The organism is Bacillus sp. EB600 (genome assembly GCF_024494385.1).
Lineage (GTDB): Bacteria > Bacillota > Bacilli > Bacillales > Cytobacillaceae > JAEVLT01.
On sequence record NZ_JAEVLT010000166.1, the window covers coordinates 1 to 426 of the forward strand.

General features: G+C 35.0%; 1 protein-coding gene. It reads left to right on the top strand.

The annotated features are described in order from the left end of the window. Positions 1–426, top strand: a 426-nt coding sequence (locus tag JN080_RS29195) for an IS3 family transposase (RefSeq protein WP_256239380.1), incomplete at both ends; no start/stop codon positions are given.

Below are 426 nucleotides of genomic sequence, written 5' to 3' on the forward strand. Positions count from 1 at the left end.
GACTTAACATACGTTAGAGTTGAGAAAAGTTGGCATTACATCTGTTTATTTGTCGATCTTTATAATCGAGAAATTATTGGTCACAGTGCAGGTCCAAACAAAGATGCCCCATTAGTTTATCAAGCATTATCAACAGTGAAAGCAGATTTGCGGCAAATTCAATTATTCCACACAGATAGAGGCAATGAATTTAAGAACAAGACAATTGATGAAGCTCTAGATACATTTAACATAAAACGTTCGTTAAGTATGAAGGGATGCCCATATGACAACGCGGTAGCAGAAGCAACTTTTAAAATTATCAAAACGGAGTTCGTAAAAGGTAAATATTTTGAGAGCTTGGAACAGTTGAAGTTGGAACTTGATGATTACGTTCATTGGTTTAATTATCTAAGAATTCACGGAACACTTGGGTATTTAAGTCCT